The organism is Streptosporangium amethystogenes subsp. fukuiense, from assembly GCF_042665875.1.
Lineage (GTDB): Bacteria > Actinomycetota > Actinomycetes > Streptosporangiales > Streptosporangiaceae > Streptosporangium > Streptosporangium fukuiense.
Genome location: NZ_JBHTEE010000001.1, coordinates 211,373 through 230,131, shown reverse-complemented (window position 1 = coordinate 230,131; position 18,759 = coordinate 211,373). Strand labels below are relative to the sequence as shown.

The window sequence follows — 18,759 nt, the reverse complement described above, 5'->3', positions numbered from 1 at the left end:
GCGCGCATTCGACCGAGTGGCGATCGGGCCTCCGGTGCGGGGCGTCAGCCCACGCCGGGGGCCCGATCGTCGATCCCCTGTCCACCGAGGAGCGTTGTCAATGAGAAGGAAACGAATACGCGCGTTGCTGACCTCCGCCGTCACCGTGATGCTGACCCTGACGGCGGTCACCTCGGCCACCCCGGCGCAGGCGTTGAATAACGGCGTGGGCCGCACCCCGCCGATGGGGTGGAACACCTGGAACACCTTCGGCTGCAACATCAACGAGACGCTGATCAGGCAGACGGCCGACGCCCTGGTCAGCAACGGCATGCGCGATCTGGGATACCAGTACGTCGTCGTCGACGACTGCTGGTTCGACCCCAACCGCGACTCGGCGGGCAACCTCCAGGCCAACCCGTCGCGCTTCCCGAGCGGGATGAAGGCGCTCGGCGACTACCTGCACGCCAGGGGCCTGAAGTTCGGCCTCTACCAGGCCCCCCTCGACAAGACCTGCGCCCAGTACTTCAACTCCTACCCGGGCGCGACCGGCAGCCTCAACCACGAGGTCCAGGACGCCCGGCAGTTCGCCGCCTGGGGCGTCGACTATCTCAAGTACGACTGGTGCTCACCCACCGGCACCATCGACGACCAGGTGCGCACCTTCGCCAAGATGCGGGACGCCCTGGCCGCGACCGGGCGGCCGATCCTCTACAGCATCAACTCCAACAGCATCCACTCCAAGACCGGCCCGCAGCGCAACTGGGGCGACGTCGCCAACATCTGGCGCACGACCGAGGACATCACCAACGCCTGGAACACGGGTCAGACCAACGGCTACCCGATGGGCATCCAGAACATCGTCAACGTCAACGTCCCCCTCGCCGGCTACGCCGGGCCGGGGCAGTTCAACGACCCGGACATGATGGTGGTCGGCCGGGGCGGCATGAACGACACCGAGATGCGCAGCCACTTCGCCCTCTGGGCCGTCATGGCCGCGCCCTTGATCGCCGGTAACGACGTGCGCAACATGGACAACGCGACCGCCACGATCATGAAGAACCAGCAGCTGATCGCCATCAACCAGGACCCGCTCGGCCTTCAGGCCACCCAGGTCAGTAACGACGGAACCCGCCGCATCCTGGCCAAACGGCTGGGCAACGGCGACGTCGCGGTCGCGCTGTTCAACCAGGGCGGCAGCACCACCACGATCAGCACCACCGCCTCCGCGATCGGCCTGTCCGGCAACTCCTTCAACCTGCGCGACGCCTGGACGAACGCCGTCACCACGACCACCGGCGCCATCTCGGCAAGCGTTCCGGCCCACGGCACCGTCGTGTTCCGGGTCAGTGGCGGCACGCCCTCCCCGTCCACGACCCGGATCCAGGGGGCGGGCTCGGGCAGATGCCTCGACGTGACCGGCGTCTCCCAGACCAACGGGACCCAGGTGGGGATCTGGGACTGCAACGGCCAGAGCAACCAGCAGTGGACCTCCACGGCCGCCGGTGAGCTGCGGGTCTACGGCAACAAGTGCCTGGACGTCAACAACGCCGGCACCGCCGACGGCACCACCGTCATCATCTGGGACTGCAACGGCCAGAACAACCAGAAGTGGCGCCTCAACACCGACGGGAGCATCACCGCCGTCGGCGCGAACAAGTGCCTGGACGTCGTCGGCAACTCCACGGCCAACGGCGCCAAGACCCAGATCTGGTCGTGCAACGGCGCCGCCAACCAACGGTGGAACCGCGTCTGATCACAACGCGCCCAAGGTCCGACTCCTCGTACCACGTGAACCACCGGAGCCCGCTCGCCGCCGCTGTCCCCCAGCGGCGGCGAGCGTGATCCGTACGGCCGCCTTCACGACGGTGGGCGCGGGTGACCGCGTAGACGTCGCGTGAAGGCGGCCGGCACGCACTCGGAGCCAGGTATGAGCGGGCGTATGAAATCACCTGCCCCCCTGGAAAAGGGCGGGGTGATGCGTGCTTTCCAAGGTCAGGCGATGGTGGCCTTCCATCGGCCGCGCCGCAGGTGGATCGTCCCGTCGGGGCTGATACGGACGACCGCACCGTACAGCGGTAGCGACCCCTCCCACAGCCAGTGGTCGCGGGCCTCGTCGAGCACGTCCCACAGACGTCGCGGTCCGCCCTGATGCACGGTCGGGGGTTCGCGGCCGGTCTGCTCGGCGCGTGCCCAGGATCCGTCCTCGTGCATCATGAGCGCGATCCGGGTGTCGCCGTTCTCGCGGTAGTCGTGTTCGATGCCGGGGGCCATGATCTCCAGCATGGAGCGCAGTTCCCAGGCGTTCTCCTCGATGTCGATCACGGGATACCGGCCGGTCGAGACGTCCTCGCCATCCGCCACGTGCGCGGTCTCCATCAGACCGGCCAGACCGGGCGGGTAGTCGGCGCCGGTCCTGGTCTTCATGAACATCGCCCAGTCCCGCTCCACCTGCCCGGCGGCGCCACCGTCGTCGGTCTTGGTGGCCGACACGATGAGGGAGGTGCCGGCGATGGTCGTCGTCAGGCGGCCTCCGGGGTTGAGCGCGCTCAGCCAGGAGATGGGGATGGGCCGTACCGACACCATCGTCACGATCCGGTCGAACGTCCCGGGGATCTCGCCGGTGGCGTCCACCGGCGAGACGCGCGGGGTATGGCCGATGGCGGTCAGCCGCTCCGAAGCGGCGGAGGTCACGTAGGCGTCCACGTCGATGCTGGTCACCCGGCCCGCACCGAACCGGTGGCACAGCAGGGCGGTGCCGTAGCCGGAGCCGGTACCGACGTCGAGGACGGTGTCCTCATCGCCGATGCGGGCGTGCCGGTACATCTGCACCACCAGACCCGGCAGCGTGGACGAGGAGGTGGGCCGCCCCGTCGGCTCGTCGTGAGCCTCGGCCTGGTCGGCGTGGAACGTGCCGATCCTGGTGACGAGGGTGCGATCCCGGTAGGCGGCCTCCAGCCATGCCTCCTCGTCGGCCGGACCGTGCCGGAGCTCCCAGTGACCGTCGCTCCAGGTCCACCAGGCAGGCACGAACCGGTGGCGGGGGGTGGAGGCGACGGCGTCGCGCCACCGCGACCCCGGGTGGGTGACGCGGCCGGCGAGCCGCCGCGCGTGAAGGAGCCAGTCCATGACGGTCAGTCTCCTCCTCCGCTCCGGAGGCAGGGACGTCATCAGCCGATTCCAGCGAGAGGGATCAGCCACTCCCACCGTGTCGGCAGGATGAGGGCGTCGCCCTCGCAGACGGTTTCCGCCGGTGCGCAGTCGTTCCCGTCCGAACTCGGGTTGCAGGCCATCGCGCCGTTGCGGCGCGGTACCCGGATGAGGAGGTCCTGCCATGCCCGTCCGGTGAGGATCTCCGCGAGCGGGGTGGTCCTGACGTTGCCCGCGGACCCCAGGAACCGGGACATGACACACATCCACACCTCCCCGTCGGAGGCGACGGCGGCGCGGCCGTTGCCGCACTGGCCGCACAGCTCCCGGACGCCCGTGCCGATGGTGGCGGCGCCACGGCCGACGCCGCGCATCCGGTCGATCGGGCCGAGGCGGTGGACGCCCAGGGCCTGCATCTGCGCGTACGCCTGCTCGGCGCGCTGGCCGTCGGAGAGCCGGACGATGGCGACCTTGAGCGGGATGCCGCGCCGCACGGCCTGCCGGATGTTGGCGAGGGTCCGGGCGTGGGAGCCGCCACGGCCGGTGATGCGGTCGTGCTCGCCGGGGTCGTCGGAGTAGTACGAGGTGGCCAGCGTGACGCCGGGGTGGTCGAGCAGGTCCCACAGCCGGTCGGTGACCCGGTAGAGGTTGGAGAACACCTGGACCTTCAGGGCCTGGGCGAGGGCGTGCGTCAGCAGGCGCTCGAAGTCGGGGTGCCGCGTCGGCTCGCCGCCGATGAACTGCACGGTGGCGATCCCGGCGGCGGGGGCGCAGGCGAGCAGGTCCTCCCAGTCGCCGGTCGTCATGGTGCCGTGGGATCCGGTGGGGCCGGAGTCGGCGTAGCAGTGACCGCATCGGAGCTGGCAGCGGCCGGTGATCTCCAGTTCCAGGAAGTGGACCGGAGCGAGCTCGGGGACGTGCGCTGCCATCGTGATTCCTTCCTGCGGAGGACGAAGCGGTGGTTCCCGTGACCACGAGAGCGCCGCCCTCCTCTTTCACCCCCCTGTGGGATGAAAGTCGGCGTCTCCCGTGGTCACGGGGGTCGTGCCCGGCCGCCTCCCGGTCGGCTGTGTCGGGTGGAGGTCCGGTCGTCTCTCCCGTACGGCCCGGGTGTGCGACGTCGCGCCACCGTGTACGGGATGGGTCGTGACGGCGCGCTGAGGTCCGGCTCCACGTGCCGCCACGCGATCAGAGGGTCAGGGCGGCGTAGACCAGTTCGGCGATCCGGCGGGCGACGTCGGCCAGGTCGAAGGCCGGGGCGTTCGCGGCGGGAGCACCCAGGTCGGGTCCCCAGTAGATGACCTCGCCGCTGTAGCCGGTCCACACGGTCAGCGTCTCGCCCAGCAGCAGGCGGGGCTGTCCGCCTTCCCGGACGAGTTCGGGGAAGATCTCGTGGTCGGCGAGCCTGGCCCGCAGCCGTTGAAGGGCCGCGGTGGCAAGCCCCCACTGCGTGGCCTGTCGGAGCCGGTCGCTCGCCGGGGTGCCCGGTGGCGGAATCATGGCGTACGTCCTCTCGTGTGCTGAGAGCGGGTGAAGGAGATGAGCGGCCCCGGGATCTTCCGGCGTCGGAAGCCGGTGATCGTCCCGGGGCCGCCTCTGGCAGGCGTCCGGGGCCGGGCTGTGTCGGGGCGTAGGCCGCGGCCGACGCGGAGCCCGCCAGAGCTGAAAGGTCAGATGGGCGATGCCCCGGCGGGTTCCATGAGCGCCTCCAGGTACTCCCGCCGATACCGCAGCCACGGTTGCCGCTCGAACAGCCCCACCAGCAGGTCTGCGGCACCTGCGGGGTCGGCCGAGGGGTGCAGGACCATACGCCCGGTGTTGAACCAGCGGAACATTTTTGGAACGCTCCAAATCAGCAGGCCGAAAGCGAGGCTCAGAACGTAATGGCCACCGGCCGTTCTCATGACGTCACCGTCCAGCGTCGCCACACCGCGACCGTGGAGGGCCTGACGAAGCAGTTGCACCGCATTGGCGAGAGTGCTGGAGGCATGCTGCGGTTCAGGGAAGCCGTAGAGGCCACGCCGCCCATCCGCTCGGTAATGAACCATGTACCGATAGTGATATTACGCGGGATGGATCATCAGGGACGCGATGTCCCACACCCCCGTCCTTCTGCCAGCGAGGGAGGACGCCCCGTCCTACTGGCTCAAGCCGAGGGAAGGCACCAGCGACCGGACCGTGAGCGACAGATGCATCTCCTGCTCCCGACTATGGCCACCGAGGGTGGATGCTCTGTCCTACCGGCCCAAGTCAAGGGAACGCACCAGCGACCGGACGGAGGGCGACGGGCGCGTCTCCTGTTCCCGGATCTCGGCCACCAGGGAACGGGCGACGCCCTGATGCCGGAACCATACCGGCGACAGCGTATGAGCCTCCTGCAACCGCTCGATGGCCACCTGCCGCTGCCGGGCATCCAGATGCGCTTGGGCGACATCGAGCAGGTGACGACCGTAGGAAATGCCCAAAAGGTCGCCGGACCGGACGCGGTTGGCCGCGTTCAGCGCCTTGTCCGGCTCCCGCCGTACGGTGTAGGCATGGGTGGCCTGCATCGCCACCGTGGCAGGGCCGAACGCGGTGTTGTAGATCGGCGTCCGCTTACCGAGCCGTTCGGCGCCAGCGGAGGCCATCGCGATGTAGTCCTCCACCTCCCTACCGCCCGCCGCCGCCGGGGCCAGCGCGGTCATCAGCAGGTTGCCCCACGCGGCCACATGGGCGGCCGGAGCGGAGAACGACGGCTCGATCCGAGCCGCCATACCGGCTGCGAGTTCCTCGGCTTCCCGGGTGCGGGCCTGGTGCAGCAGCACCCACGCATACGTGGCGTGCAAGGTCACCCACAGCAGTTCGTCATCGCCACCGTGCGCGACGGTGATGGCCCGCTCCGCGCCGATCGCCGCCAGGTCGTCCCGGCCGAGATGCACCATCACGCTGGCCGCCAGGTCATAGGCCATGGCCAGCGGGTAGACGGCAGCCGCGCCGTACGCCGCGTGGGACAGCCGCGCCTCGGCGATCAACCCGGGAAGCCGAGCGACCAGGGCGGGGAAGTCACCGGCCCAGTAGCGGCGGCACGCGTTATCCACTGCGGCCCGCACGTCCGCCGGTGATGTCGGCTCACCGTCGTGGCCGTCGTCCGCCCCTGGCAGCAGAGACGCCGACAGCAGGGCGTCCCGCAACTTCAGGACGCTGGCGCCGTCGCGTTCGCCGCCCATCCGGTCGCGCTTGCCGGTCAGCGCCGACAGGTCCACATCGAGGGCGTTCGCCAACTTCATCAGGGTGGTGAGCCGCGCCGACTCACGGCGCCCCTGCTCCAGCTTCGCGATGATGTCCCTGCTGACACCGGCCCGTTCGGCAAGCTCCTCCTGTGTCCAGGATCGGTCGTCGCGGATCTTCCTGAGCCGGTTTCCGATGGTGCAACCGTCGTCCATGGGCCCCGCCCTTCCCTGGTGATGTCGCAGTTTCAGGCTAAGCCGCAGGCCCACTTGTTGACAGGTATTCCCCCGTGGAAGGGCCTGTTCATCCTCGCGCCACCGAGGGAGCCGTTGCCGCGACAGGGCATGAAGGTCGTCCAGCGCGAGCCCGCCGATCGGGGTGACGGCATCCGGCATGACCTGTGTGATCTTTGTCAGAGATGTTGCTCCACCGAGCACAGCGAGCAGGGATAACGCCGGCAGCGGGCCGAGCCGGTAGCGGCGTCCCCGGCGGCTGCGCGGGGCGGATACCGCATCCGGCACCAACGCTTCGGCCCTGGCCTCTGGAACAGCCCGGGTTTCGTCGGGGGCGGGTGGCATGATCCGTCGATGCCCGAGAACAGTGCTTCAATCGCGTCTTTCTGGGATGCCTTCGCCGCCTCCTTCGACGAGGAGGCCGACCACGGCCTTCGCGACCCCGCCGTCAAGACCGCCTGGGCAAACCGCCTGCGCTCCTGGATGCCCGCCTCGCCCGCCGACGTCTTGGACCTGGGATGCGGCACCGGCTCGTTGTCCCTGGTGCTCGCCGAGCAGGGCCACCGGCCGGTCGGGGTGGATCTGGCCCCGCTGATGATCGAGCAGGCCCGGCGCAAGCTCACGGCGGCCGGCTTCGATGCCGCGATGATGGTGGGTGACGCGAGTAACCCGCCCACGCGAGCCGGGACGTCTTTCGACGTGATCCTCTCCCGTCACCTGTTGTGGACCCTGCCCGATCCGCAGGAGGCGTTGCGCCGGTGGATCGGCCTGCTGCGTGCCGGCGGGCGTTTGGTCCTCATCGAGGGGCGCTGGGCCTCGGCCGAACCGGGTGAGGACCAGTCCCACGAGGGGAGGCCGGAGCCGATGCCGTGGATGGGCGGGGTCGAGGCGGAGCGTCTCCTGGCGGCGCTGCGGCCACTGGTCAAGGCCGCTCGCGTCGAGCCACTGCCTGATCCCACCCTGTGGGGACGGACCATCCAGGACGAGAGGTATGCCGTCGTCGCGTTCGCGTAGCCGTTCGCCTTTCAGGCCGGAGCGAGGACCCAGCATGACATACAGCCGTGCCCGGGGTCCCCGGGCACGCATGTGCCTCACATGTTCTCGGCGCCGGCTTTGATGGCTTCGCGGATACGGGAGTAGGTGCCGCAGCGGCAGATGTTGCGGAGGCCGTCGAGGTCGGCGTCGGTGATTCCGCGGCCTTCGGCCTTGGCCCGGCGGACCAGTGCCACGGCGGCCATGATCTGGCCGGGCTGGCAGTAGCCGCACTGGGCGACGTCGCGGTCCAGCCACGCCTGCTGCATGGGGTGCAGCTCCTTGCCGACCGTGGCCGGAAGCCCTTCGATGGTCGTGACCTCGTCGGTCGGCTGGAGGTCCGCGACGGGGATCGCGCAGGGGTTGACCGCTTTGCCGTTGATGTGGCTGGTGCACGCTTTGCAGACGTTGATGCCGCAGCCGTACTTCGGCCCGGTGATGCCGAGAATGTCGCGCAGCACCCACAGCAGGCGCACGTCGCCGTCGACGTCAACGGTGACCTGCTCACCGTTGACGCGGAAAGTGTGCTGAGGCACTCAGGTCTCCTTGTTTCAGCGGGCGTGGTTCAGGCCGTCGGTCGGGGAGGGGGGAATGGGGGGGACGGTCGGTTTGGGAGTGAAGGAGAGCGTGCCGTGGTTGATCGGGAAGCTGGTGGGCATCGTTCCGGTCGCGCGACCGTACGCGCAGGCGACCGCGGCCAGCGACGCGGCGACGCCCAGCTCCCCGGCGCCGCCGGGCTCCTCGGAGGTGCTGGGCATGACGATGATCCGGAGTTCGGGCGGGGTGTTCCACTGCCGGGTGTAGAAGTAGTTGTCCCAGCTCGCTTCGAGGAAGTACCCGTCGCGCAGGTGCAGGCTGGAGGTCAGGGCCAGCGCGATGCCGTCCATGGCGCAGCCCATCATCTGCGCTTCCAGACCTCGCGGGTTGACGGCGAGGCCGACGTCCACCGCGATCACCATCTTGGTGACGCGCGGTCCGGCCACGCCGTCGCGGATGGGGCGGTTGACGGTTTCCGGCCGGCAGTCGATCTCCACCAGCACGGCGCTGACGGCCTTGTACTCGGCGTGGAACGCGATGCCCTGCGCGGTGCCGGCCTGCATCGACCGCCCCCAGGCGCCGACCTCGGCCACCTTCGCCAGCACCGCCCGGGAGCGGTCGTCGCGGAGAAAATCGTGCCGGAACCGGTAGGGGTCCTTGCCCATCTTCGCGGCGAGCTGGTCGACGATGAGCTCCCGGGCACAGGTGACGTCGGGTGAGTAGACGTTGCGCATGCTGCCGGTGTTGAAGCTCTTGTCGGTTTCGTTGAGCAACTGGCTGCTGGCGCCGAAGTTGTAGGACATCGCCTGACTGAGATGGAAGAACGTCTGGGAGAAGCCGATGTCGCCCACCGGAAGCCTCGCGGCCATGGCGGTGATGATCTCACCGAGTCCGTGTCCGAGGTCCGTGGAGACGCTGGTGTGCCGCTGCTTGTAGCTCAGCACGGTGTTGCCGAGGTAGGCGGCGCGTACCCGCGAGGTGGCCATCGGGTGGGTACGGCCCTGGCGGGAGTCGTCGGCCCGGTGCCACATGAGCTTGACGGGTTTGCCGATCTTCTGGGACACCTCGGCGGCTTCCAGTGCGGCGTCGAAGAACAGCTTGCGCCCGAAGGAACCACCGCCTTCGGTGACGTGTACGGTAACGCTGCCGACCGGCAGCCCCAGCTTGGCGGCGATGGTCTGCTTGGCGGTGAGCGGCGATTTCAACGCCGACCAGATCTCGGCGCGGCCGGCCCGCACGTCGGCGATCGCACAGTTGGGTTCCAGCGCGCTGTTGCTGCGGAAGTAGAAGGTGAACTTGCCTTCGACGGTCGGAGTCAGCGGCTTGAGCCCGAGCGGTAGCTCCGCGGCCTCCAGTTTCCGGAGTACGGTCTCGTCGGACGTTCCTTCCGCGGTACCGGATTTCCAGGAGACCCGCAGGGCGCGTACGGCGTCGATGCACTGGCCGAAGGTTCTGGCGCGCACCGCCACCCCGGTGGAGATCGTCACCACATCGGTGACACCCGGCATGGCGCGGACCTCGGCGAGGTTGGCCACCGAGCCGACCTTGCCGTTGATGGTCGGCGGACGGCACACCATCGTCGGCTTCGCGTCCGGGACGTCGAGGTCCATCGCGAACTTCTTGCGCCCGGTCACCGCGTCCAGCGCGTCGATCCGGTTGTGCGGTCTGCCGATGACGGTGAAGTTCTCGCGTGAGGTGAGCTCCACCGACACCTGCTGGGTACGCGTGCTCGCGGCCTTCTCGGCGAGCGCACCGATGTCGACACTGCGGCCGGAGCGATTGGTGATCACCCCGGCCTTCAGCGTCAGGTCGGTGACCGCGGAACCGAGTTCGGTCGCCGCGGTCGCCAGCAACCGGTTCCGGGCGATGGCGGCGGCGACCCGGATCGGAACATAGGTGGCGATGGTGGTGTTCGACCCGCCGGTGAGCTGGTTGAACACCAGCTCCGGCCGAGCGTCGGCCAGTGTGACACGCACCCGTTCCAGCGGTACGGCCATCTCCTCGGCGATCAGCATGGCCGTCGAGGTGGTGATGCCCTGCCCCACCTCGGCCCGCGGCAACGCGAACGACACCGTGCCGTCCTGGTTGACCTCGACCGAGATCAGACCCGAGGTCGGCAGCGCCGCCGCGGTCATCATGTCGTTGAGGTCGAGCAGTTCCGTGAGTTCCGGTGAGGGCAGCCCGACGTCGGACGTCGGCGTCAGGTTGAGTTCGGTGGCGACCACCAGGGTCGGAGCCGCCACCACGTACCCGAGGAACCGGCGCCGCCCGATGCCCTCGTCCGGCCCGCCGCCATTCGATCCCATCATCATTCAGCTCAAACCCGGACGGTTGGTCGTGGGGATCTCGATCTTGGTCTCCTTGGCCTTGGTGAGATAGAACAGGATGTACTTTCGCACGGCTTCGTCGAGGACCCAGGCGGTCTCGGGTACCAGCGGCAGCGGGATGAGGCCCTCGCGGAATCTCACCAGCTTCGGCCAGATGGTGGGGATCAGCAGGTCCCACACCGGCTCGCGTTCGATGCCGTCCCAGCCGGCCACCTGGTCGCCGACCAGGTACCGGGCGAGCGCGTTGCACAGCGGCCGGCTGATGCTGGCGGGACTGGTCTGCTCGGCGAGCTGGCCCAGCAGGATGTCGGTCAGCTCCACGCCCTCGGGCGTCGGCCCCATGTTCCGGGGCAGGATCTGGTCCGACTGGGCGTTGGCCGCGGCCCAGGTGGCGGGGATGTACTCGTCCTTGATGCCGAGCATGTGCGCGGTCACCTGCCACACATGCAGGTACGCCTCGGAGTGGGCGGCGCTGATCGGGACCTTCCATTCGAGCATCTTGCGCATGGCGAAGGTTGGCAAGGTGTGCCAGGTGACCAGCATGTCCTCCTGGCTGATCGGGATGTCGCCGGTCCAGTGGGGGGACTGCTGCAGCAGGTGTCGTACCGCCGCGTGCACCAGCCGGGTCTTCACCGCCTCGACCACGCAGGAGCCGTCGGGCCGGTACGCGTTCAGGGCGCCGACGGCGAATCCCAGGATGCTCGTCTTGGCGACGCGGTCCTCCATGTCCGCGCCCCCCTTGGAGTAGTAGACCGAGAGGGCCTCTTTGGGAATGGCGGTGCTCAGCATGCCGCCACCCACGCCGTTGAGCAGGTTGAGGTACAGCCCTCTGGACTTGTTGAACTCGGCTGCGGTGTTCAGCTTGCCCTGGTTCGCCCATGACGGCAGCTGGCGGGCTCTCTCCATGAAGTCCCGCAGGTCCGCCGGCAGCCCCGCGGGCAGGGGCTGGTCGTTGCGGGTCCAATTCCACAGCAGGCGGTTGACCTCGGGGACGGCGCCTCGATCGATCAGCGAGGCGACCAGCGGGTCGGCCTCCTCGTCCCATATCCACCGCGGATCGGTGCCGGCGCCGGCACCCGCGATCGAACCGCTCGACGCCCAGGTCCAGGGCGTCGCCCGAGCCGGGAACGCCACCCCCAGCGCTCCGAGCGCCCCCAGGGCTCCACCTGAGATCAGCATCTTGCGCCTGCTCAGCTCTGCCATGCCGGACTCCTCCTGAGTTCCGCACGCCGATGATACGATGATACGTATCAGGTTTACTTGTATCTCAACAAGGATGTGAGTTGACCTGGAAACCGTGGCCTTCCGCCCCCCGGGACCCGGGCCGAGTCACCGACCGGACCGGTCGTGTTCGCCGTGGAAACGAAACGGGTTGGGTCGAGAGCTCGCCGAGGCTCTGCGGAAGGCTCGGGGCCCGGACTCTGCCGGATTCCGGGCCCGAGAATTCGCAATGGTGTCCCGGCGGGCCGGGGGCTTTCCTCCGCTTCCGGGCCGAGGATCCGGCTCAGGAGTTCGGGTAGTTCGGGTTGTTGGTCAACGGAATCTCGATGCTGATCTTCTGCGCTCCGGACAGGTAGGCCAGGAGTACCTTGCGAAGGACCTCATCGAAGAGCCAGTAGGTGCTGTCCGCCCCCGGGAACACCTTGAGCACGCCTTCGCGGACGGCGATGAAGGGTCCCCAGAACGTGTTGAGAAGCCCGTCCCAGAGCGGATACCTGGGGATGCTCAGCCACCCGGCGATCTCGTCGCCGAGCATGAAGCGCGTCAACGAGCCGAGTACGCGCTTGGTGAGGAGGCCGGCATCGATCGTGGCGCCGAGCTCCAGGAGAATGTTGGCCAGCTTGATGCCCTCGGGCGTCGGGGCCAGCACCGGGTCCAGGACCTGCTTGGCCTGGGAATTGGCCTCGGCCCACGAGGCGGGGATGTACTCCTCCTTGATGCCGAGCATGTACGCGGCCAGCTGCCACGTGTGCAGGAAGGCCGCGGAGTCGGCGGCGGGCATCGGCACCTTCCACGCGACCAGATTCTTCATGACGGTCGTGGGCAGGCTGTGCCAGGTGACCATCATGTCCGCCTGGCTGATCGGAATGTCCTCGTCGGCGGCCCCCTGCCAGTGCGGGGACTTCGGCAGCAGATGGCGCACGGCCGCATGCGCCAGCCGGGTCTTGACGCAGGTCACGATCATTTCGCCGTCGGCGTCGTAGGCGTTCCGAGTCCCGATATCGTACCCGAGCTTGGCGGTCTTGGAGATGCGGTCCTTCATGTCCGCACCACCCTGCGAGTAGTAGACCGCCCGCGCCTCCTTGGGGATGACCGTGCTCATCATGCCGCTGGCGAAGCCGTACAGCACGCCGGTGTAGAGCCCTCGCCTGTTGTTGAAGTCGGCCGCGGCGGCGATCTTGCCTCTGTCGGCCCAGGCCGGCAGCTGACGGGCCTTCTCCATGAAGGCCTTCAGGTCCGCCGGCAGTCCGGCCGGCAACGGCTGACCGTTCTTGGTCCAGGTCCGCAGCAGAGTGTTGACCCTGGGCACCTCGCCCCGGTCGATCAGCGAGGCGACCAGCGTGTCGGCCTCCGGATCCCATACCCACCGCGGGTCGAGGCCTGCCCCTGTGCCCACCACCGAGCCACTGGGCGACCACGTCCACACGCGCGCCTCCGCGGGGGTCGCGATGCTCAGCGCACCGAATGCGCCCAACGTCCCTCCCGCCCGGAGCATGTCGCGCCTGCTGAGTTTGTCCATGCCTTCGTCCCTTCTCCTCGTGAGGCCGAGAGCATTGCTGATACGATGAAACACGAGATGAATCTGAGTATCACCAATACAGCACACAGTGTCGGACATCACAAGACCGTGACAGCGATTGTCAGGGATTGAGGCAGAATCAATCACAGGAGGTGATCGTGGAATCTGCACTGTCCGGGCTCATGGCGCCGTCGGACTCGGAGTCACTGCTGGAGCGCGCGTACATCGATGCCGTCGAACAGGTCGACGACACGGACGAGACCCGTGCGCGCATACTCGACGCGGCGTATGAGCAGTTCTGCCGCATGGGTATCCGGCGGTCGACCATGGAGGACGTGGCCCGCAGGACCGGGGTTTCGCGGATCACGGTCTACCGGCGGTTCGCCACGAAGGACGCGCTGGTCGAACACGTGGTACGCCGAGAATTCCGCCGATATTTCGACCAGTTCCTCATCGACATCGAACAAGCTCATACCGCCGCCGATCGGGCGGTTCTCGGCTTTGTAAGTTCATTGCGCGCCATCCGCCGTAACCCGTTGATCGGCGGCCTGATCACCTCGGAACCGGACCTGGTCGTACCCTCCATGATCAGCGACGGGGGCCGGACCCTCGCCACCGTGCGGCAGTTCGTCGCGGGTCAGCTCCGCCACGAGCAACGCGCGGGCAACGTGTCGAGCGACTTGGACGCCGACCTCGTGGCCGAACTGATGGTCCGGGTCTCCGCCTCCTTCCTGGCGATCCCCAGTCAGATCATCGACCTCGACGACGACGAGCAACTGGCCGCGGTGGCCCGGCAGTTCCTCGTGCCCATGTTGGAACCGACCGGCCGCCCGGATTGACCGCCGAGAAGAGCAGACCGCGGAGCAGCGGCGAAGCACCCTGCTCCGCACCAGGTCATCAGCCCTCGCTATTCGTCAGGCAGCAGGTAGCGCCAGGAGAGCACGAAGAGTGCCCCCGAACCGGTCTTGAAGAGTGACCGGCCGTACTCCTGCCCGGCAGGCACCGCCTTGGTGATCGCACTCACCGCCGCCCCCTCGATGTCCTTGTGCCAAATCGGGTCCACCGTGCCCGAAGGCTCCGGGACCCCTGCGGGCCACGGCGCCGGCTTGCCCTCCGCCGAGGCGGCCCCTTCGGCGACCATGCGAACGCGAGTGGCGACGTAGTCGGTGCCCGCGGTGGCGGCCCGGGTCGCCAAGCCGTCCATCAGCTTCTTCGCCTCCGAGAGCTCCTTCGGGTAGAAGTCCGCGACCTGGTCCAGAGCCGGGGCCCGGACCTCCAGCATCTTTCCGTCCTTCCCCCGTACCCCGAGGACGGTGGTCGGCACGTCCGTCACCATCGGCGCACCCGGCCTGGGCTCCGCGGTCGGCGGTTGCCCGGTCAGGTACGTCTCCATCGACGCGACCGTCTCGCCCGTCTCGGCAGCGGTGAGCTTCAGCTGCCTGCTCGCGTCAACGATCACCAGGCCGTCGCTGTACAACACCACTCTCGGCGGACGCAGCACGTTCATGGTCGCGGTCACGAACCCGCCTTCGGCACCCCACAATGCAACCGGCTTCGCCGGCCCGTCGTCAGCCGGGGTCGCCGACATATCCGATTCCGCTCCTCCGCAGGCCGCAGTCAGGGACAACAGTGCCACGAGCAGGCTCATTCGTAATCTCATGCCCCACAAACGTACGTTTCCTTCAGATGGTTCATCCGGTGTCGTTCGCGGTCAGGCGGATCCACCGGCAAGGGCAATCGCCGACTCGGCGAGATCGTCGCGGCCAGCCTCGGCCCAGCGCCACGCCAGATATCACCGACCTAGCGACAGTTCCTCACCTCGCAAGCCTCCGGAATCCTGGCCTGCGACTTCCTGCACGTCGACACTGTCTTCCTCAAACGCCTGATGGATCAGCTGCGTGCTTCGGGCGGCACGTAGGCGAAGGTGGGACCGGCGCCGCCGGGCAACGTCATCAGGGCCCGCGCCTGGGCCCTGAGCGTGAACATGGTGCGGGTGGCGTCCGTGAGCCGCTTCGGGTCGCCGTTGAATGCCTGCTCCAGCAGATCCAGCAGGGTGCTGTAGGTGGTGTCGAACAGATCCTGGGCCGCCCGCACAGCACTGCCCCGCGCGGCGGGCCGGGGGTTGGGGGTCATCGGGAGCACGCCGTCCGGATCGACGCGGACCTTCTCGCCGGTCGGGCCGGTCTTCGGGGTGTCGCCCCGCTGGTAACGGCGGCCGAGCTTGAGCTCCTGGAAGCGGTAGTAGTGGGCGACCTCGTCCCGCTCGGGGTGGAGGACGTCCTGGTCGCCGTCCCAGACCTCGCCGCGGGCGTTGCCTTCCCCCTGCTCGACGATCTCTTTCAGCGCGCCGAGCGCGGACTCCAGATCATCGACGGCGAACAGCGAGCCGGCAGTGTGACGGAAGTGAGCGCCGCTCACCTGCCGGGTCGGGTCGCCGCAGAAGACCTCCTTCTCGCCGAGCGTGTCGCACAGGTGGCGCAACCCCTGCTCGATCGCCGCGTAGAACTGCCCGATCGTCTCGTAACCCTCGCCCTCCGGCGGCGCGCCCGGTGCCGCCGGCTGTTCCAGGCGCAGGAACATCTCCAGCGCTTCAGCGCCGAACGGCACCAGCGACACCTCCAGGTCGCTGTGCGGCAGCTTGCGCGGGTGCGGCGGCAGCATCCCCGGCATGTCCAGGCGCGGCGTGCCGCCGACGGCGTTGAGCAGGTTCGCCGCCAGCGCCAGATGCAGCATCTCCTCCACGAAGACGCCGCTCACCACCTCCACAGCGGCGGGGTTGCGCTCCGAATCCAGCGAGTACAGCACCGTCAGGTACGGCGGCAGGGTCGCGTGCTCCAGCTCGATCGCCCACTGCAGGTGCTCGCGCAGGCTGTCGAGCGTGCCGATCTTAACCGGACGTTCGTGGTTCATTCGTGTCATACCTCGGGTTGTCGGCATGGCGGATCGGACAGCCGGCCCGTGGGCCGGCTGCCTGGTTCGATCCTGGGTTCAGACGGCGTGACGGCAACCGGTGCCGTCACGCCGTGGGGTGATCCGCGGGGGTCAGGACGGGCGTGGCGCGCGGCGGTCCTCGCGCTGGGCCAGCTCGGCCTCCTCCACCAGCGTGAACATCGGCTTGCCCGGCTCGCAGAGCATGGTGACCGTGAACCGCACCGGGACATCGTCGCGATTGTTGCCGTCCTGGTAGTGGATGACGTCGCCACCCGGCTCCCAGAACGCCTCGCCGGCGCGGATCACCTGCTCCGGCTCCCCTTCCAGCTCCATCAGCATCTCGCCCTCCAGGACAACGCCGAAGGCGGGACCAGGATGGCGGTGCGGCGGCGCGCCCGGGTCTCCGGGCGGGTACTCGATGACCACGGTCATCGCGTGCGCGTCCTCAGGGATGAACGGAGGCCGCGCCTCCTGCAGCACGGTCAGCGCCGTCTGCCACGCGGTCGATCGTGGCTCGCCCATCACCCGGCCCTACTTCGCGGCGGACCGGTCGAGCCAGTCCTTGTAGGTGATGGTGCCGAGCTGCGCGCCCTCACCGGGCACCAGCGACCGCTCGCCGAGCACGCTGCCGAAGTAGCGCGCCTGCGGGTCGGTGACGACCTCGCGGGTGTCGCCCCAGGCAGCCAGCGCCTTGCGGAAGAACTCGTCCATCTTGCACTGGTTCGGTCCGGCGATCTCGATCCGGCCGTTCAGCGGCGTCCCCACCGCGGTCCTGCCCACCGCCTGGGCCACGTCATCGCCCGCGATCGGCTGGAACAGCACCGGTGCGACGTGCACCTTGCCGTCGACCGTGCCCTCGTCGGCGATGCCGCGGGCGAACTCGAAGAACTGGGTGGAGTGCACCAGCGAGAACGGGATGCCCGACTTCTCGATCAGCTGCTCCTGGGCGATCTTCGCCGCGAAGTAGTCGTTCTCCGGCATCCGCTCGGTCCCAACGATCGACACGGCCACGTGGTGGCCCACGCCCGCGGCCGCCTCGGCCGCCAGCAGGTTGCCGGTGGAGGTCTGGAAGAACTTCATGACGGCCTCGCGCTCGAACGAGGGCGAGTTCGACACGTCGATCACGACCTCGGCGCCCTTCAGCACCTCGGCCAGCCCCTCGCCGGTCAGCGTGTCGACGCCGGTGTTCGGCGACGCGGCCACGGCCTCGTGGCCGTGCTCGCCCAGCTTCTTCACCAGCTTCGACCCGATGAGCCCGGTCCCGCCGATCACCACGATCTTCATTGTTGGCACCCCTTCTGGCTTTCTGGACGCTGTGCTGCGCCCCCGTCGTCAGCTAAGACAAGGCGGCCCCCCTCAGTTGTGACAATGCGGCTACGAGACCGCCTGAAGGACTCGATCTTGGTTGGGTTGAGCATCCACAGCAGGTGATGGATTCCTTCCGTGGATGCCTCGATGGCAAGCAGGGCGACGTCACTGCCGTCCCGGCTGACGAGCACTCCCGGCAGGCCGTTCATCTCGACCCACGTGACGGTGGCGCCCGGCCAGAACCGCGGCGAGAACGCGGCCACGAACCTGGCCACCCGCTCGCTGCCCGGCACCGGGAACGTCGACGATCCTCTGACGCCGCCGCCGTCTGAGGAGCTGACGACATCGGCGGCGAAGAGCTTCTCCAGGGCGCCGACGTTTCCTGTCCGGGCGGCGTCGAGGAAGGTTTCCAGCAGGCGTCGGTGCTCGACCTTGTTGACGGGCTCGCGCCGTACGGCGGTCAGGCGCTTACGGGCACGGCTCACGATCTGCCTGACGTTCGCCGGGGTGAGCCGGAGGATCTCGGCGATCTGCGTATAGGGGTAGTCGAACGCCTCGCGCAGGACATAGGCGGCGCGCTCGGTGGGCTTGAGCCTCTCCATCAGCAGCAGGACGGCCAGCTCCAGCGCTTCGCCGCGCTCCGCGCCGGCGGTGGGGTCGAGGCTGGTGTCGACGGGTTCCGGCAGCCAGGGGCCGATGTATGACTCGCGCCGAACGCGCGCCGACCTGGCCAGGTTGATGGCCAGCCGGGTGGTGACCAGCGCCAGGAAGGCCGGCGGGTTCTCAATGGTCTCGCGGTCGGTGCCCTGCCAGCGCAGCCACACCTCCTGGACGATGTCCTCGGCCTCGGCGGCACTGCCGAGCATCCGGTAGGCGATGCCGAACAACCACGGGCGCAACTCGGCGAAGGCGGACGCCGCCCGGTCGAGGGCGTCCGCCTGTTCCAGGGATTCCGCGTTCATGTGCCGCGTTCCGGGTCGGGGGAGTGCGGCGCGGTCAGGTACGACGGCAGCGTCGCGTGCTTGAGCTCGATCGCCTGTCGCAGGTGCTCGCCGAGGCCGGCGAACGTGCCGAGCCGCGGCTCAGGCAGCGTCGCCACCCGGCCGCGAGCCGTCCTCCAGCACCTCGACCGCGTCGCGCAGCACCCGCAGAGCGATCTTCTCGCGCTCTGCGTCCGTCGGGTCGTACAGCCACTCGGTGACCGGCCGCCCCATCTCCTCCTCCGGGTGGCTGGCCTCGGCGATGACCAGCTCCTCCTCGATCTCGACGTGGAGCTCGTACAGGAACTCGTTCTCACCGTTCGGGGTGCTCATGT

At 68.6% G+C, this 18,759-nt stretch carries 19 protein-coding genes; 3 read left to right on the top strand and 16 right to left on the bottom strand.

Going from position 1 to position 18,759, the window contains the following annotated elements:
- The first annotated feature begins 100 nt into the window (after positions 1-100).
- Positions 101-1,735, top strand: a complete 1,635-nt coding sequence (locus ACFQVD_RS00995; RefSeq protein WP_343969459.1) for a glycoside hydrolase family 27 protein — start codon at positions 101-103, stop codon at positions 1,733-1,735.
- Between the two features lie 239 nt (positions 1,736-1,974).
- On the opposite strand, the gene ACFQVD_RS00990 is transcribed toward ACFQVD_RS00995, so the two are convergent.
- From ACFQVD_RS00990 to ACFQVD_RS00970, 5 genes are all read right to left on the bottom strand, one after another.
- On the bottom strand, positions 1,975-3,108 hold the full coding sequence (locus tag ACFQVD_RS00990) for a methyltransferase domain-containing protein (protein ID WP_343969456.1): 1,134 nt from the start codon (positions 3,106-3,108) through the stop codon (positions 1,975-1,977).
- Positions 3,109-3,149: 41 nt separating this feature from the next.
- On the bottom strand, positions 3,150-4,058 hold the full coding sequence (locus ACFQVD_RS00985) for a radical SAM protein (protein ID WP_343969453.1): 909 nt from the start codon (positions 4,056-4,058) through the stop codon (positions 3,150-3,152).
- Positions 4,059-4,317: 259 nt separating this feature from the next.
- Complete coding sequence (locus ACFQVD_RS00980; RefSeq protein WP_343969450.1) at positions 4,318-4,629, bottom strand: hypothetical protein; 312 nt, start codon at positions 4,627-4,629, stop codon at positions 4,318-4,320.
- 170 nt (positions 4,630-4,799) lie between these two features.
- Positions 4,800-5,177: a hypothetical protein gene (locus tag ACFQVD_RS00975; RefSeq protein WP_343969447.1), complete on the bottom strand. Its 378-nt coding sequence runs from the start codon at positions 5,175-5,177 to the stop codon at positions 4,800-4,802.
- A 189-nt stretch (positions 5,178-5,366) separates the two neighbouring features.
- Positions 5,367-6,731, bottom strand: a complete 1,365-nt coding sequence (locus tag ACFQVD_RS00970) for a helix-turn-helix domain-containing protein (protein ID WP_343969444.1) — start codon at positions 6,729-6,731, stop codon at positions 5,367-5,369.
- A gap of 192 nt (positions 6,732-6,923) precedes the next feature.
- Here ACFQVD_RS00970 and ACFQVD_RS00965 point away from each other — a divergent pair, with 192 nt between their 5' ends.
- Positions 6,924-7,583, top strand: a complete 660-nt coding sequence (locus ACFQVD_RS00965; RefSeq protein ID WP_343969441.1) for a class I SAM-dependent methyltransferase — start codon at positions 6,924-6,926, stop codon at positions 7,581-7,583.
- 77 nt (positions 7,584-7,660) lie between these two features.
- Here ACFQVD_RS00965 and ACFQVD_RS00960 read toward each other — a convergent pair whose 3' ends face one another.
- The 4 genes from ACFQVD_RS00960 to ACFQVD_RS00945 form a co-directional block, all read right to left on the bottom strand.
- Positions 7,661-8,137: a (2Fe-2S)-binding protein gene (locus tag ACFQVD_RS00960; RefSeq protein ID WP_343969438.1), complete on the bottom strand. Its 477-nt coding sequence runs from the start codon at positions 8,135-8,137 to the stop codon at positions 7,661-7,663.
- Positions 8,138-8,152: 15 nt separating this feature from the next.
- The gene (locus ACFQVD_RS00955; RefSeq protein ID WP_386368348.1) at positions 8,153-10,450 is read right to left on the bottom strand and encodes a molybdopterin cofactor-binding domain-containing protein; all 2,298 of its coding nucleotides are present in this window, start codon (positions 10,448-10,450) and stop codon (positions 8,153-8,155) included.
- Positions 10,451-11,668 carry an oxygenase MpaB family protein gene (locus tag ACFQVD_RS00950; protein ID WP_343969432.1) on the bottom strand — a complete coding sequence of 406 codons (1,218 nt, stop codon included), beginning with the start codon at positions 11,666-11,668 and terminating at the stop codon, positions 10,451-10,453.
- A 301-nt stretch (positions 11,669-11,969) separates the two neighbouring features.
- Positions 11,970-13,205, bottom strand: coding sequence for an oxygenase MpaB family protein (locus ACFQVD_RS00945; RefSeq protein WP_343969429.1), 1,236 nt, complete (start codon positions 13,203-13,205; stop codon positions 11,970-11,972).
- Positions 13,206-13,387: 182 nt separating this feature from the next.
- On the opposite strand from ACFQVD_RS00945, the gene ACFQVD_RS00940 reads away from it, so the two are divergent.
- Entirely contained in the window at positions 13,388-14,044 is a 657-nt protein-coding gene (locus ACFQVD_RS00940) for a TetR/AcrR family transcriptional regulator (RefSeq protein ID WP_343969544.1), read from the top strand.
- 68 nt (positions 14,045-14,112) lie between these two features.
- On the opposite strand, the gene ACFQVD_RS00935 is transcribed toward ACFQVD_RS00940, so the two are convergent.
- The 7 genes from ACFQVD_RS00935 to ACFQVD_RS00905 all read right to left on the bottom strand — a co-directional run bounded on the left by ACFQVD_RS00935 (position 14,113) and on the right by ACFQVD_RS00905 (position 18,757).
- A complete protein-coding gene (locus ACFQVD_RS00935) occupies positions 14,113-14,724 on the bottom strand; it encodes a hypothetical protein (protein WP_343969426.1) in 612 nt (203 codons plus the stop codon).
- Positions 14,725-15,095: 371 nt separating this feature from the next.
- Positions 15,096-16,115 (bottom strand): ferritin-like domain-containing protein, encoded by a 1,020-nt coding sequence (locus tag ACFQVD_RS00930; RefSeq protein WP_343969423.1) that lies wholly within the window; start codon positions 16,113-16,115, stop codon positions 15,096-15,098.
- A gap of 132 nt (positions 16,116-16,247) precedes the next feature.
- Entirely contained in the window at positions 16,248-16,658 is a 411-nt protein-coding gene (locus ACFQVD_RS00925) for a cupin domain-containing protein (RefSeq protein ID WP_031172261.1), read from the bottom strand.
- Between the two features lie 9 nt (positions 16,659-16,667).
- Entirely contained in the window at positions 16,668-17,420 is a 753-nt protein-coding gene (locus ACFQVD_RS00920) for an SDR family oxidoreductase (RefSeq protein ID WP_343969418.1), read from the bottom strand.
- Positions 17,417-18,406, bottom strand: a complete 990-nt coding sequence (locus tag ACFQVD_RS00915; protein ID WP_343969415.1) for an RNA polymerase sigma-70 factor — start codon at positions 18,404-18,406, stop codon at positions 17,417-17,419. The genes ACFQVD_RS00920 and ACFQVD_RS00915 overlap by 4 nt, the downstream gene beginning before the upstream one ends.
- Positions 18,403-18,543 carry a hypothetical protein gene (locus tag ACFQVD_RS00910; protein ID WP_343969412.1) on the bottom strand — a complete coding sequence of 47 codons (141 nt, stop codon included), beginning with the start codon at positions 18,541-18,543 and terminating at the stop codon, positions 18,403-18,405. The genes ACFQVD_RS00915 and ACFQVD_RS00910 overlap by 4 nt, the downstream gene beginning before the upstream one ends.
- Entirely contained in the window at positions 18,527-18,757 is a 231-nt protein-coding gene (locus tag ACFQVD_RS00905; protein ID WP_031172255.1) for a hypothetical protein, read from the bottom strand. Before ACFQVD_RS00905 ends, ACFQVD_RS00910 begins: the two co-directional genes overlap by 17 nt.
- Positions 18,758-18,759 lie beyond the last annotated feature (2 nt).

Bases quoted from the DNA above. Each gene is read 5' to 3' on its own strand.
- ACFQVD_RS00995 (WP_343969459.1), top strand. From the start codon at position 101: ATGAGAAGGAAACGAATACGCGCGTTGCTGACCTCCGCCGTCACCGTG.
- ACFQVD_RS00990 (WP_343969456.1), bottom strand. From the start codon at position 3,108: ATGGACTGGCTCCTTCACGCGCGGCGGCTCGCCGGCCGCGTCACCCAC.
- ACFQVD_RS00985 (WP_343969453.1), bottom strand. From the start codon at position 4,058: ATGGCAGCGCACGTCCCCGAGCTCGCTCCGGTCCACTTCCTGGAACTG.
- ACFQVD_RS00980 (WP_343969450.1), bottom strand. From the start codon at position 4,629: ATGATTCCGCCACCGGGCACCCCGGCGAGCGACCGGCTCCGACAGGCC.
- ACFQVD_RS00975 (WP_343969447.1), bottom strand. From the start codon at position 5,177: ATGGTTCATTACCGAGCGGATGGGCGGCGTGGCCTCTACGGCTTCCCT.
- ACFQVD_RS00970 (WP_343969444.1), bottom strand. From the start codon at position 6,731: ATGCCGGATGCCGTCACCCCGATCGGCGGGCTCGCGCTGGACGACCTT.
- ACFQVD_RS00965 (WP_343969441.1), top strand. From the start codon at position 6,924: ATGCCCGAGAACAGTGCTTCAATCGCGTCTTTCTGGGATGCCTTCGCC.
- ACFQVD_RS00955 (WP_386368348.1), bottom strand. From the start codon at position 10,450: ATGATGATGGGATCGAATGGCGGCGGGCCGGACGAGGGCATCGGGCGG.
- ACFQVD_RS00950 (WP_343969432.1), bottom strand. From the start codon at position 11,668: ATGGCAGAGCTGAGCAGGCGCAAGATGCTGATCTCAGGTGGAGCCCTG.
- ACFQVD_RS00945 (WP_343969429.1), bottom strand. From the start codon at position 13,205: ATGGACAAACTCAGCAGGCGCGACATGCTCCGGGCGGGAGGGACGTTG.
- ACFQVD_RS00940 (WP_343969544.1), top strand. From the start codon at position 13,388: ATGGCGCCGTCGGACTCGGAGTCACTGCTGGAGCGCGCGTACATCGAT.
- ACFQVD_RS00930 (WP_343969423.1), bottom strand. From the start codon at position 16,115: ATGAACCACGAACGTCCGGTTAAGATCGGCACGCTCGACAGCCTGCGC.
- ACFQVD_RS00925 (WP_031172261.1), bottom strand. From the start codon at position 16,658: ATGGGCGAGCCACGATCGACCGCGTGGCAGACGGCGCTGACCGTGCTG.
- ACFQVD_RS00920 (WP_343969418.1), bottom strand. From the start codon at position 17,420: ATGAAGATCGTGGTGATCGGCGGGACCGGGCTCATCGGGTCGAAGCTG.
- ACFQVD_RS00915 (WP_343969415.1), bottom strand. From the start codon at position 18,406: ATGAACGCGGAATCCCTGGAACAGGCGGACGCCCTCGACCGGGCGGCG.
- ACFQVD_RS00905 (WP_031172255.1), bottom strand. From the start codon at position 18,757: ATGAGCACCCCGAACGGTGAGAACGAGTTCCTGTACGAGCTCCACGTC.